General features: G+C 58.8%; 11 protein-coding genes. All 11 read left to right on the top strand.

Annotated features, from left to right (window positions below):
- Positions 1-116: 116 nt before the first annotated feature.
- The 11 genes from DEM27_RS01010 to flgK all read left to right on the top strand — a co-directional run bounded on the left by DEM27_RS01010 (position 117) and on the right by flgK (position 12,927).
- On the top strand, positions 117-1,061 hold the full coding sequence (locus DEM27_RS01010; RefSeq protein ID WP_109456325.1) for a flagellin N-terminal helical domain-containing protein: 945 nt from the start codon (positions 117-119) through the stop codon (positions 1,059-1,061).
- Between the two features lie 371 nt (positions 1,062-1,432).
- Positions 1,433-2,374, top strand: coding sequence for a flagellin N-terminal helical domain-containing protein (locus tag DEM27_RS01015; protein WP_109456326.1), 942 nt, complete (start codon positions 1,433-1,435; stop codon positions 2,372-2,374).
- A gap of 314 nt (positions 2,375-2,688) precedes the next feature.
- Positions 2,689-3,648 carry a flagellin N-terminal helical domain-containing protein gene (locus tag DEM27_RS01020; RefSeq protein WP_109456327.1) on the top strand — a complete coding sequence of 320 codons (960 nt, stop codon included), beginning with the start codon at positions 2,689-2,691 and terminating at the stop codon, positions 3,646-3,648.
- A 313-nt stretch (positions 3,649-3,961) separates the two neighbouring features.
- Positions 3,962-4,594, top strand: a complete 633-nt coding sequence (locus DEM27_RS01025) for a hypothetical protein (RefSeq protein WP_109456328.1) — start codon at positions 3,962-3,964, stop codon at positions 4,592-4,594.
- Entirely contained in the window at positions 4,591-5,865 is a 1,275-nt protein-coding gene (locus DEM27_RS01030; RefSeq protein ID WP_109456329.1) for a MotB family protein, read from the top strand. Before DEM27_RS01025 ends, DEM27_RS01030 begins: the two co-directional genes overlap by 4 nt.
- An 8-nt stretch (positions 5,866-5,873) precedes the next feature.
- Positions 5,874-7,151 (top strand): chemotaxis protein MotC, encoded by a 1,278-nt coding sequence (gene motC / locus DEM27_RS01035; protein ID WP_109456894.1) that lies wholly within the window; start codon positions 5,874-5,876, stop codon positions 7,149-7,151.
- 23 nt (positions 7,152-7,174) lie between these two features.
- Positions 7,175-8,599: a flagellar hook-length control protein FliK gene (gene fliK / locus DEM27_RS01040; RefSeq protein ID WP_165823317.1), complete on the top strand. Its 1,425-nt coding sequence runs from the start codon at positions 7,175-7,177 to the stop codon at positions 8,597-8,599.
- Positions 8,538-9,104 carry a transglycosylase SLT domain-containing protein gene (locus tag DEM27_RS01045; protein ID WP_245445641.1) on the top strand — a complete coding sequence of 189 codons (567 nt, stop codon included), beginning with the start codon at positions 8,538-8,540 and terminating at the stop codon, positions 9,102-9,104. Before fliK ends, DEM27_RS01045 begins: the two co-directional genes overlap by 62 nt.
- A gap of 278 nt (positions 9,105-9,382) precedes the next feature.
- Positions 9,383-10,054, top strand: a complete 672-nt coding sequence (gene rem / locus DEM27_RS01050; protein ID WP_109456332.1) for a transcriptional activator Rem — start codon at positions 9,383-9,385, stop codon at positions 10,052-10,054.
- Positions 10,055-10,181: 127 nt separating this feature from the next.
- Positions 10,182-11,468 carry a flagellar hook protein FlgE gene (locus DEM27_RS01055; RefSeq protein WP_109456333.1) on the top strand — a complete coding sequence of 429 codons (1,287 nt, stop codon included), beginning with the start codon at positions 10,182-10,184 and terminating at the stop codon, positions 11,466-11,468.
- A 31-nt stretch (positions 11,469-11,499) separates the two neighbouring features.
- Positions 11,500-12,927: a flagellar hook-associated protein FlgK gene (gene flgK, locus DEM27_RS01060; RefSeq protein WP_109456334.1), complete on the top strand. Its 1,428-nt coding sequence runs from the start codon at positions 11,500-11,502 to the stop codon at positions 12,925-12,927.
- The last annotated feature ends 2 nt before the right edge of the window (positions 12,928-12,929 follow it).

Here is a 12,929-nt window from a genome sequence, read left to right on the forward strand (position 1 = left end):
CCATAGAAACGGTGAATTAATCACAACTCAACTCGCATTAATTGGCATGACGTCGACCACCGTTCCCGGTACCCAATCCGGAATGTCCCTCAAACCGATCCAAAAGGGGCACTCTAATGGCCAGCATTATTACGAACACCGCAGCAATCGCAGCTCTCGATACCCTGCGTTCGATCAACAGCAACATGGAAACCACCCAGGGCCGCATCTCGTCCGGTCTGCGTGTCCAGACCGCATCCGACAACGCGGCCTACTGGTCGATTGCAACCACCATGCGTTCGGACAACAAGGCCCTGAGCGCCGTGCAGGATGCAATCGGCCTCGGCGCTGCCAAGACCGATACGGCCTATACGGCGATGGAAGCAACCGTCGACGTCGTTTCGGAAATCAAGGCCAAGCTCGTTGCTGCTCGCGAACCGGGTGTTGACAAGGACAAAATCAACAAGGAACTGACCGAACTCAAGTCGCAACTGCTTTCCATCTCGCAGTCGGCTTCGTTCTCCGGCGAAAACTGGCTCTACAACGATACGACGACCGCCATCACCACCAAGGAAATGGTCGGCTCTTTCGTTCGCGCTTCCGATGGTAGCGTATCGATCAAGACCATCGACTTCAATGCCGGCTCCTATGTCCTGATTGACATGAAAACGCAGGCGAACGGCCTCCTCACAAAGGGCGTCGCGAACAACATCAGCGGTACGACAACCACCTATTATCTCGTGGCGGCAAGCACGGCCACCGGTACGCTGATCTCGCTGACGACTTCGACGAGCGACGATACTGTCGAAGCGATGATCTCGGCCGTTGACACGATCCTGAAGTCGATGACCGATGCCGCTGCGACACTGGGCGCCACCAAGACGCGCATCGAAATGCAGGAGGAATTTGTTAAAGACCTGATGGATACGATCGACAAGGGTGTCGGCCGCCTGGTGGACGCAGACATGAATGCGGAATCCACTCGGCTGAAGGCACTGCAGACTCAGCAACAGCTGGGCATTCAGGCATTGTCGATCGCCAACAGCAATTCCGAAAACATCTTGCAGCTCTTCCGCCAGTAAGTGCTGCCAGCGTGACAACCGCGCCTCTTTAGACGGCGCGCCTGACATCCGAAACCCGCCGATCACATTCGGCGGGTTTTTTCTGTTCGGCAATCGCAACTGGTATGGCGCAAGCAGTGGGCGCCATTTTAACGAAATTTAAGTAATGATTAACATTTAATTATATTAATGAAATAATAACTAAATTTATTCACAAAAAGATTTCGAATTTAAGGTTCCTTAACCCTAATGATTTCTAATACAACCATCGAAACGGCGAGCTAAGTCAAATAGAGTTTTCGAGTATTAGCTTGCATGATGCGTTGCCGTTTTGCCGGTATAAAGAGTCCGGCATGTCCCTTCCATTTATATAGTCCAAAAGGGGCAGTATCATGACGAGTATCATTACCAACAATGCAGCAATGGCAGCTCTCAACACGCTGCGTTCGATCAACAGCAGCATGGAGACCACTCAGAGCCGTATCTCTTCCGGTCTGCGCGTTCAGTCTGCAGCTGACAACGCAGCCTACTGGTCGATCGCAACGACCATGCGTTCGGACAACAAGGCCCTTGGCGCTGTCGAAGATGCGATCGGCCTCGGCGCTGCCAAGACCGACACTGCCTACAACGGTCTCGAAGCTGCGATCGACGTCGTTTCTGAAATCAAGAAGAAGCTCGTTGCCGCTCGCGAACCGGGTGTCGACAAGGACAAGATCAACAAGGAACTGACCGAACTCAAGTCGCAGCTGTCGTCTATCGCCCAGTCTTCTTCCTTCAACGGTGAAAACTGGCTCTACAACGACACGACGACTGCAGTCGGTACCAAGGAAATGGTCGGCTCCTTCGTTCGTGCCACAGACGGCAGCGTATCGATCAAGACCATCGACTTCAACGCCGCCACGTCCGTTCTGATCGACATGAAGACCCAGGCGAACGGCATTCTGACGAAGGGCGTCTCCAACTCTGTTACCGGTACGGCAACCACCTACTACCTCGTGGCAGCAAGCACGGCCACGGGTACGCTGGTCTCGCTGACGACTTCCACGAGCGACGACACTGTCGAGGCCATGGTTTCGGCTGTAGACGTGATGCTGAAGACGATGACCGACGTTGCTGCAACGATCGGTGCGACCAACAGCCGCCTTGAACTGCAGAAGGAATTCGTTGCCGACCTCACGGACGTGATCGACACCGGCATTGGCCGCCTCGTCGACGCTGACATGAACGAAGAGTCGACCCGACTGAAGGCTTTGCAGACGCAGCAGCAACTGGGCATCCAGGCTCTGTCGATCGCCAACTCGAACGCCGACAACATCCTCTCGCTCTTCCGTTAATCGGAAGCGATTGGCCAAAGCCGGACTTTCGGTTCGGCTTCGGATGTTCGAAAACGAAAAACCGCCTCTCCGCGAGGCGGTTTTTTTGTTTTGTCGCAACGTCTTGCAAGGTGCGCCGTTAAGGTTTTGTTCAGGAAACCTAACAACTTCTTTATTGCGTTAACCATTTGTTAACCATATGGTCTTAACCATTCGTTAACAGCGTCGGGTCGATCATCAGGGCAAACACGTGATCGGCAAGCATGAAGCAGCCCGTCGTTACCGGTGTTTTCGTGCAATCCGGTATGTCCCGCAATCTCCTTGGGGCAAGACATATGACCAGCATTTTGACCAACACCGCCGCCATGGCGGCTCTCCAGACTCTCCGCGGCATCAACAACAACATGGAAGAAACCCAGAACCGGATTTCTTCCGGCTACCGGGTGCAGACGGCTGCCGACAACGCCGCCTATTGGTCCATCGCAACCACGATGCGCTCCGACAATGGCGCTCTGTCCACCGTTCAGGACGCTCTCGGCCTTGGCGCCGCAAAGACGGACGTTTCCTATACCGGCCTGGAATCGGCCGTCGATGTCGTGACCGAAATCAAGAAGAAGCTCGTTGCGGCTCGCGAACCGGGCGTCGATCGAACGAAAATCGACAAGGAACTGACCGAGCTCAAGAACCAGATTCAATCGATTGCCGAATCGGCATCGTTCTCCGGCGAAAACTGGCTTTATAACGAATCGACCGCCGCGCCGGCGACGAAAGAAATCGTCGCGTCCTTCAATCGTTCCGCCGACGGCTCGGTTTCCATCACCACTCTGGCTTACGACACGGCGACATCGGTTCTCATCGATACCAGCGATGCGAGCCGCGGTATTCTGAGTAAGGGTTATCCGATCGCTCAGCCGAGCGGCACCACCACGACCACCGTCACGTATTATCTCATCAATCCGGGCACGCCAGCGGCCAGCGCCACGGAAGTGAAGCTGACGTCGACGACGAGCGACGACCAGATCGACGGCATGATGCTTGCCGTGGAAGCCATGCTGGCACGCCTGACCGATTCGGCCTCGACGCTCGGCGCGATCACCAAGCGTGTCGACATGCAGGAAGATTTTGTCGCCACGCTGATGGACGTGATCGAAAAGGGCGTCGGACGTCTGGTCGATGCGGATATGAACGAAGAGTCGACAAAGCTGAAGGCGCTGCAGACGCAGCAGCAGCTCGGCATCCAGTCGCTGTCGATCGCCAATACCAATGCGGAGAATATTCTCCAGCTCTTCAAGTAAGAGCAGGATCGGCTGACCGGAGCCGATCGAAAGCATTCCAGCCGTGCCGCCGGTCATCGGCATATGGTGGAACAGTTGGACCGCGCACTGCCCTGGCGCGGTCCAACGCATTCATCCTCGCACAAGTTTGACATCCTAATTTCCCGGCGACTGACCATGCGGAAATGTATCCGCAAACGCCCAGGCGCTGTCTTCGTGACCGTCGGAAGTAAATGCCGGATGTGCTGATGATCGAAAAATTGAGACTATCCTATGAACTGACAGGGACGCCGGGTGGACATGTCGCCTTCGGCGGGAATGACGGGGCAGATCTATGACAGCAGCTCTTGCCCGATACCTGAAGGATTTCAGCGAGCCGGCCGAGCCGGAACCGGTCTTCGATACGTCTGCGTTCGATGACGACGTTTTCGTCAACGCCTTGCCGGAACCGGAGCCGGTCGACCCCGAAGCGGTGCGCCGCGAGGCCTACGCCGAGGGTTTCGAAGCCGCAACCCGGGAACTGCAGGCGCAGCATGCCGCAGAAGCCGAGGCCGTAGCCGCCGCCCACCAGCAAGAACTGGAGGCTTTGCGCCAGGCATACGAGGCCCAGGCGGCAGCGCTGATCGCGACGAGGATCAACGCAATTTCCCTTACCATTTCTGAAGCGATCAGCGTGCAGACGGCCGAAATCCTTGCGCCGATCCTCTCGGAAACGCTGGCGGCCAACGCCGTGCGGGCCATGGCGGAGATGATAAGGAAGGCGATCCTGGATGGCGCGGCGGGCACGATCGTCGTGCGCGGCCCGGGTCAACTCTTCGATATTCTGAAAACCGAGCTGGGCGAAGACGCCGCGCTCCTGCGCCATGTGGAAACGCCGGATCTCGATCTCACTGCGGATGTGGCCGGAGCGGTCCTGGTGACCCGGATCTCCGCGTGGGCGGCTAGCTTGAAGAAGGTGCTCGAATGAGCGAAGGCGAAAATCACCACCACGGCAAAAACGAAATCATCATCGTCAAGAAGCATGGCGGCGATCACGACGGTCACCACGGCGGTGCATGGAAGATCGCTTACGCCGACTTCATGACGGCCATGATGGCCTTCTTTCTCGTGATGTGGCTCGTCAACGCCGCAAACGAAGAGACGAAGGCCTCCGTCGCCACCTATTTCAACCCGATCAAGCTCGCCGACGAGAAGCCGACGGAAAAGGGCTTGAAAAAACCGGTCGAGCAGGCGGACGGCGAAGAGCAGAACGAGCGTTCGAAGGTGAAGGCCGACGGTACGACGGTCGGTGCTGCCGCTGCGACCGGCGACGACCAGACGGCGGCCTCCGGCGAGCAGACCAATTATTCCGAAGCCGATTATTTCGAAAATCCCTATTCGGTTCTGGCGGAAATTGCCCAGGAAGTCGGCCAACAGGCGAACGTCAGCGCCAAGGGCGAAGGCGGTGCTGCCGATTCCGGCCCGGCGACCGGCGCCGATGGCGGCGAAGCCTATCGCGACCCGTTCGATCCCGATTTCTGGACGCAGCAGGTCGAGGTATCGCGGGCACAGCAGGGGCGGACGACCTCCGACCAGCCGGTTGCGGCCGAGAACGATGTCGAGCAGCAGGCGATCGCCATGGCCAATCCGGACCAGGCGACGAAAGACAAGCCCGACGTCGAAACGGCCGACAAGGCCAAGGACAAGCAGGACGATCACGACAAGACGCAAAAGGAAACCGCCGACAAAAACGGCAAGGACACCGCTGACAAGCAGGAGAAGGCCGAAAAGCGCGAGCAGCAGGCGGCGCAGTTGCACGAGCAGCTCGAGCAGGCGCTCGGCGGCACGGGCGGCAAACTCGCCGAGGGCCTGGTCGTGACGCCGACCGAAGGCGGTCTCCTCATCACCATCTCCGACCAGCAGAACACGCCGATGTTCAATATCGGTTCGGCCGTGCCGCAGAAGGACATGGTGCTGGCCATGGAAAAGGTCGGCAAGGTTCTCGGCGAACGCAAGGGCGCGGTGCTGATCCGCGGCCATACCGACGGCCGCCAGTTCAAGGGCGGCAAGATGGACAACTGGCAACTGTCGAACGATCGTGCGCAGAGCGCTTATTACATGCTGGTCCGCGGCGGCCTGGATGAAAAGCGCGTGCAGCAGATCTCCGGCTTCGCCGACCGGCGCCTGCAGGTTCCCGAGGACCCGCTTGCCGACGCCAACCGGCGGATCGAAATCCTCCTGCAGGCGAACCAGGGGTGATCATGGCCATGGCTCGATCGTCGCTACGTTTCACCGCATTGTTCGCCCTCGGCATCGCGATGTCGGGGGTGGCCGTCGCCGAGGATGAGGCTCTGCCGACCCCGGAAGACCTGGCGCCCTATAAAATGTTGCGGTCCATGCAGTTCGTGCAGGATTCCGTCGTCGCGGGCGACCATTCGGCCGCAGAGATGCAGAAATTCATGCTGGCGACGATCGACAGGCGGCTGAGGACGGCGGACCCGGAAATCTTCGACGACACGCGCAATGTCGATGCCGCGCTGATCTATTCGATGAGCGGCGGCAATCCCGCGACGCTCGAATATCTGGTATCCAGGGATGTCGGCGGGTATTTCGACAACCGTGTTGCCGATGCGCTCAGGAAATATCTGAGCGGCAAGGGAACGCTGGTCTCCAAGAGCTTGGTGGAGATGCTACCGGAATACCGGGATACGACGCTCGGCCCCTATCTGGCGCTGGTCGCCGCCAATGCGGTTGTCGGCAACAATCCGGAAGAAGCCCTGAAATTTTACGATCTCGCCCGGCTGACGGCGCCCGGCACGATCATCGAGGAAGCTGCGCTACGTCGCTCGGTTGCCGTTACCGCAGAGCGCGGCATGGTGGAAAGAGGGCTCGGTTATGCCAACCGCTATGCTCGCCGCTTCCTGCATTCCCCCTATGCGAGTCAGTTCGTCGATCTCTTCGTGATGCTGGCGGTGGACAACTACGACTCGGTCAGGAACGATGACATCGAAAACACGTTGTCGTTCATGGACAACGAGCGACGCAGGGAGGTTTACCTGCGCATTGCCCGCAGGGCGGCAATCGCCGGCAAGATAGACCTCGCACGCATGGCCTCCAGCCATGCCGATGCCATTCCCGCGTCACCCGGCATGGACCGGAAGCAGCAGACGGAACTTTATACCGGGCTTGCCGAAATCTCGACGAAGGATATCGACCAGGCGGTTGAAAATATCGACGGCATCCCGGAGGGCACGCTGTCGCCGCGGGATGAAGCCCTGCGTTCGGCCGCCCGGCTCGTTGCGGAAGAGGTGCTGCGGCAGCCGGACATGAATAGCCTGACGCAAGAAGCGTCAGCGAATGTCGAGAATCAGGAACACTCCGCCGCAAACCTGCCAGTTCAGGGGCATTCCGGCGCTGCCGCCCAGGCGGATGCCAATGAGGCGGTCTACCGCAGCGGTGCCGTCTTCGAAGAGTTTGTAACGAACAGTCGGGCCAAATTGGTGGAAATCGACGGTTTGCTGGCGAAAGAAAGCGATAAAAAATGATGGATCAGGGGATAGGAAGCGCTTTGCCGGGGTTGAATGCGGCCGCATCGGCCAAACCCGCTGCCAAGCACGGCCAGCAAGGCCAGTCGGAAAACGGTGGCTTCGGCGAGACGCTCGAGCAGGTCGGGCATGGTGACCACCGGCATGGGCAGAAAGCGGCGGCCGACGATCTTCCGGACGCGACGCCGGAGCAGGCAGGCGAAACGGCCGAAGCGCCGATTGCAGGGGCTGGTGCAAATCGTATCAAGAAGCCGATCATCGACATTCAGCAAGGCGCGTCCCAGCGCCAGACGGCGCAACATCTTTTCCAGGCAGGCTCCGCGATCTCCGAGGCCAAGGCTGCCATGGCGAAATCGAAGGGAGGGCTTGACAAGCTTCCCCAGCATGCCGACGAGGCGGAACCGCAGTCGGTCTCCGACCTTGCCGTCAAGGGTGGAGGCACCCATGCCCGCAAGTCGGCGGCTAGCGCACTGGCCGGTATGAATGCCAAGGTTGATGAAACCCCGGTTGACCCCGCCGCGACGGCAGGTGCAACGTCCAGCGACGATGTGATGTCCTTGCTCGGGGCGGAAAACGCTCGCGAAATCGGGCAGGCTGTGCCGTCCACGGTGCCGGCAACGTCGGAAAGGCACGCCGACGGCGTCGGTCGGACGAAAACGGCGCCCCATGATGTTTCCGGCAAGGATGTGGCAAGCGGCCTGGGCGGCGAAGACATGGCCGCCACGGAGAGTGATGGCGACGACGCCAGGACATTCCGCTTCTCCCGCGCCGATGGCAAGGGCCGGACGATGGACATGATCGTCGGCGGACGCGAAAGCAACGGTGCTGTCGACGAACCGCGGCGCACGACGTCGGTTGAAACGGTGACCGTGCTCGATTCCCGGCGGTATCTCGGCCTGGCGCAGAATTCCAGCGCCGTCCTGGATGCGATTTCCGGCGATTCCGAGTGGGCGAGGGCAATGCAGCCGAGCAGCGCCTTGTCCAATGCCGCGACCCAGGCCAGCACCGGCAAGGTGGTCAATATGCTGAAGCTGCAGTTGCAGCCCATCTCGCTCGGCATGGTGACGGCGACGATGCGGCTTGTGGGCGACGAGTTGTCGGTGGATCTGATGGTCGAGAATACCTCCGCCTACCGGCAGCTGAGCAGCGACCACAAAAGCATCATCGAGGCGCTGCGCGCGCAAGGTTTCTCGATCGACCAGGTGACCGTTACCCTGGCGCCGACGAGCAACGCCGACAGCAGCAACAGCAGCACCCAGAACGGCAACCAGAACGCTTCGTTCGGCCAGCAGGGGGCGCAGGACGGCAGCGGCGGCGCTGCTTCCCGAAGGGACGAAAGAAATGCAGCGCAACAGCAATGGAGCAATGCTTCGCAATCTGGCGAGAATGGTCTCAGCGACGGCGGTACCGGCTCTGCTGGCGCTCGTTCTGGGCATCTCTACCTCTGACGCCCAGGCGTCGGGAAATGCCTGTGAGCGCGAAATCCAGGCGGCTGCGGTACGCTACGGAATTCCGGAAGGCATCCTCTATTCTGTCGGTCTGACCGAGACCGGCAGGAAGGGATCGCTGCAGCCCTACGCCCTCAATGTCGAGGGCAAGACCTATTTCCCTCGCACCGAGAGCGAGGCGCTCAAGCAGTTTCAGGCTGCCAGGGCAGGCGGCGCCAAGCTGATCGATCTCGGATGCATGCAGATCAATCATCATTTCCACGGCGAGAATTTCGCATCGGTGCAGGACATGCTCGATCCCCGACGCAATGTTCAGTACGCTGCAAAATTCCTGCGCAACCTGCATGACCGCCACCAGACGTGGACCATGACGGTCGCCCGCTACCATGCCGGGCCGAACAACGACCCTGCGCAGAAGAAATATGTCTGCCGGGTGATCGCCAATCTGGTGGCCACGGGCTACGGAAAATGGACTGCGAATGCATCGCAGTTTTGTCGTGGATAACAATCTTGGATTGTTTTTACCTTTGATGCTTCATCCTTCAAACACCGCAGTGCAGCGGCGGATGGTTAACGCCTGTTAACCTTGGATTAATCGATCGTTAACCTTTTCAAAAAATTTTTGTGTGGATAATTTCGGATGCCCACTAGATATAGATCAAATCACGGCCAATTTGTTAATCTACTATTAATTCCTGCCATTAACTTTCTCCAGTTGTTCGCGATTCGCTCGATTCGTAGGTCTGTTTCATCGAGGTACCACAGTGATTCGGAGGCGGACGAATGATCGTAGTGGTTGATGAGCGTGAGCTCGTAAAAGATGGTTACACTTCCCTGTTTGGAAGAGAGGGTATTCCCTCCACAGGCTTTGATCCCCGGGAGTTCGGGGAATGGGTCAACACGGCAGCCGATTCGGATATCGCTGCCGTGGAGGCCTTTCTGATCGGCCAGGGCGAACAGACCTTTGAACTGCCGCGGGTGATCCGCGATCGTTCGATGGCACCGGTGATTGCGGTCAGCGACCACCCCTCCCTGGAGACGACACTGGCACTCTTCGACTGCGGCGTCGATGATGTCGTGCGCAAGCCGGTTCATCCTCGCGAGATCCTGGCGCGTGCCGCGGCGATCCGTCGCCGCCTGAAGGCGATTTCGAACTTTACCGATGTCGGCCCGATCCGGGTCTTCTCGGACGGTCGCGACCCGGAACTGCACGGCGAAGTCTTCCCCCTGCCGCGGCGCGAACGCCGCATCCTGGAATACCTAATCGCCAATCGCGGTCGTCGGGTATCCAAGACCCAGATCTTCAATGCCATCTACGGTATCTTCGATGAAGAAGTCGAAGAGAACGTCGTCGAAAGCCACATCAGCAAGCTGCGCAAGAAGCTGCGCAAGAAGCTTGGCTTCGATCCCGTCGATTCCAAGCGTTTCCTTGGCTATTGCATCGACTGGAACTGATATTCTGCAGGCCTGCCGGCGCGGGCGATAATCTTTCCCGGAAACCGCGCCCTCCCACGAAGCCAGACAGCTTCACGCAAGGCCCAACTCATAAGCTCTGTAATTAATACGGAAACGAGGATCCAAAATGAGCATTTTTGGTACAATGAAGACGGCTGTCGCCGGCATGAATGCGCAGGCCAACCGCCTCGGCACGGTGGGCGACAACATCGCAAACTCCAGCACGGTCGGCTACAAGCGCGCTTCCACGGAATTCTCGTCGCTCGTCCTGCCGTCGGGCAGCAGCAGCTACCAGTCCGGTGGCGTCACCACGAATGTCCGTTATTCCATTTCCGAACAGGGCAACCTGGCCTACACCACCAGCTCTACCGATCTGGCCATCCAGGGTAACGGCTTCTTCGTCGTGCAGAGCGCCAACGAGCAGGCTTATCTCACTCGCGCCGGCGCCTTTCAGAAGGACTCCGAGGGTTACCTGGTGAACTCCGCCGGCTACAAGCTGATGGGCTACTCCTACGCCGCCGGCACGCCGGCGGCTGTCGTCAACGGTTTCGATGGTCTCGTTCCGATTCAGATTGGTCAAGGTGGCTTGACGGCCAAGGGGTCGACTTTCGGTACGTTCGGCGCCAATCTCAATGCCGATGCAGCAATCGTCCCTGCAGGAAGTTTGCCAAGCGACAACGTTGCGACTTCAACCTATTCGGATAAGAGCTCACTGACGGCCTACGACAGCCTCGGTCGTGAGGTTCTCTACGACTTCTATTATACAAAGACTGCAGCCAACGAGTGGGAGGTCACGGTTTATCGCCAGGACCAGGCGACCCCGGGCACGGGCTTCCCCTATACGGCAACGGCGCCGGCATCTCTGGTGCAGGAAACCATAACGCTGACGTTCGATCCCACCAACGGCAAGCTGACAACCACTCCGGCGGAAATCACTTTCTCCGACGATACCACATCGCCGTCGCCTGGGCAGGAGATCACGATCGACCTCTCGACCATGACCCAGTTCGGCGCCAAGTTCACGCCGGGCAAGGCGACGATCGACGGCAAGGCCGCCAACGCGATCAAGGACGTCGAGATCGACAAGGACGGCACGGTATACGCCATCTACGACGACAGCTCGGTCGAGCCGCTCTACCGCATTCCGCTCGCCACCGTCGCCAGCCCGGACAAGCTGACGATCGAGACCGGCAATGCCTATTCTCCGGGTGCCGAATCGGGCGTCGTCATCATCGGCTTTCCGAACCAGGGCAACTTCGGCCAGATCGTCGACAATGCGGTGGAAGAATCCAACGTCGACCTCGCGGGTGAACTGACGTCCATGATCGAGGCTCAGCGCAGCTACACGGCGAACTCCAAGGTCTTCCAGACCGGTGCCGATATCATGGACGTTCTGATCAACCTCAAGAGATAATGTTGACAAGGTAAGGTGAGGTAAGAGTCGGATGTCGCTCTCTTCTGCAATGAACACGGCCCAGGCCATCTTCAACAACACGGGTACCCAGACGTCTACCGTGTCGAAGAACATGGCGAACTCGGGCAACGCGGACTATGCGAAACGTACGACGATCGTCTCCACCACCCTGTTCGGTGCGCAGGTCTCGACGACGGTGCGCGCACAAAACGAGGTTCTGATGCGTCAGAACCTCACCGCCATTTCGCAGAACAGCGGACAGCAGAGTGTTCTCTCCGCTCTCGGCGACATGCGTTCGGTGATGGGCGGCACGAATTACGAAATGTCGCCCGCCAAGTATCTTGAGGCGCTTCGCAACAAGATTCATGAATATGCCACGCGGCCGAGCGACCAGGTCGTCGGCGCCGGCGTGATCAGCGCGGCACAGGATGCCGTCACGGCCCTGAATACCGCGTCGAGTGAAATCCAGCGCGTTCGCGCCGACGCCGACAAGCAGATCGAGGCGCAGGTCGACAAGCTGAACAACCTCCTGTCGGAGTTCAAGGCCGCCAATGACATGGTGACCACGGAAACCGCACGTGGTGGTGATCCGAACGACGCTCTGGACCGGCGGGACTCCCTGCTCAAGCAGATTTCCGAGATTGTCGGTGTGTCCATCGTCAACCGCGAAAACAACGACGTGGTGCTTTATACATCGGACGGTACGACGCTGTTCGAAACAAGCCCTCGAAAGGTTACCTTTCAACGGAACCTGTTCTACAGCGCCTCGACGACGGGCAACGCGATCTACATCGACGGTGTCGCTGTCGATGCTGCGAAGAGCGCCAACACCACCGCTCTCGGTTCGTTGCCGGCGCTCTTGCAGGTTCGCGACGACATTGCTCCGACCTTCCAGTCGCAACTGGATGAGATCGCACGCGGCCTGATCACAATTTTTGCGGAAAACGGTGGCACGATCGCCGGTCTTTTTCAGAACGGCACCAGCACGACCGTTCCCGCGGCCGGCACGCTTGTTCCTGGTCTTGCGGCCAGTATCGTCGTCGCTCCCAATGCCATTGCCAACCCGTCCAAGGTCCGAGACGGATCGGTCAACGGTACGACGCAGAATCCGGACAACAACAGCAGCTTCTCCACGCTCCTCGACAAGTACGATCAGGCATTCGACAGCTCGATGGCCTTCGATGCAACTGCGGGTATCGATGTCCAGAAGACGTTGATCACCTTTTCTTCCAATTCGCTGAGCTGGCTCGAAAGCCTGCGCAGCAGCGCGACCGCAGCCGGTGAAAGCAAGACTGCCTTGCTGTCGCGCTCCGCGGAAGCCTATTCCAACATGACGGGCGTCAGCCTCGACGAGGAACTGTCGCTCATGCTGGATCTCGAGCAGTCCTACAAGGCCGCGACCAAGCTCGTGTCCGCTATCGATGAAATGTTGCAAGCACTCTTGAATATTGCGAGCTAAGT

The sequence above is a fragment of the Rhizobium album genome (assembly GCF_003122325.1).
Lineage (GTDB): Bacteria > Pseudomonadota > Alphaproteobacteria > Rhizobiales > Rhizobiaceae > Metarhizobium > Metarhizobium album.

Bases quoted from the DNA above. Each gene is read 5' to 3' on its own strand.
- flgK (WP_109456334.1), top strand. From the start codon at position 11,500: ATGTCGCTCTCTTCTGCAATGAACACGGCCCAGGCCATCTTCAACAAC.
- DEM27_RS01045 (WP_245445641.1), top strand. From the start codon at position 8,538: ATGGTCTCAGCGACGGCGGTACCGGCTCTGCTGGCGCTCGTTCTGGGC.
- DEM27_RS01020 (WP_109456327.1), top strand. From the start codon at position 2,689: ATGACCAGCATTTTGACCAACACCGCCGCCATGGCGGCTCTCCAGACT.
- DEM27_RS01025 (WP_109456328.1), top strand. From the start codon at position 3,962: ATGACAGCAGCTCTTGCCCGATACCTGAAGGATTTCAGCGAGCCGGCC.
- DEM27_RS01010 (WP_109456325.1), top strand. From the start codon at position 117: ATGGCCAGCATTATTACGAACACCGCAGCAATCGCAGCTCTCGATACC.
- motC (WP_109456894.1), top strand. From the start codon at position 5,874: ATGGCTCGATCGTCGCTACGTTTCACCGCATTGTTCGCCCTCGGCATC.
- DEM27_RS01055 (WP_109456333.1), top strand. From the start codon at position 10,182: ATGAGCATTTTTGGTACAATGAAGACGGCTGTCGCCGGCATGAATGCG.
- DEM27_RS01030 (WP_109456329.1), top strand. From the start codon at position 4,591: ATGAGCGAAGGCGAAAATCACCACCACGGCAAAAACGAAATCATCATC.
- rem (WP_109456332.1), top strand. From the start codon at position 9,383: ATGATCGTAGTGGTTGATGAGCGTGAGCTCGTAAAAGATGGTTACACT.
- DEM27_RS01015 (WP_109456326.1), top strand. From the start codon at position 1,433: ATGACGAGTATCATTACCAACAATGCAGCAATGGCAGCTCTCAACACG.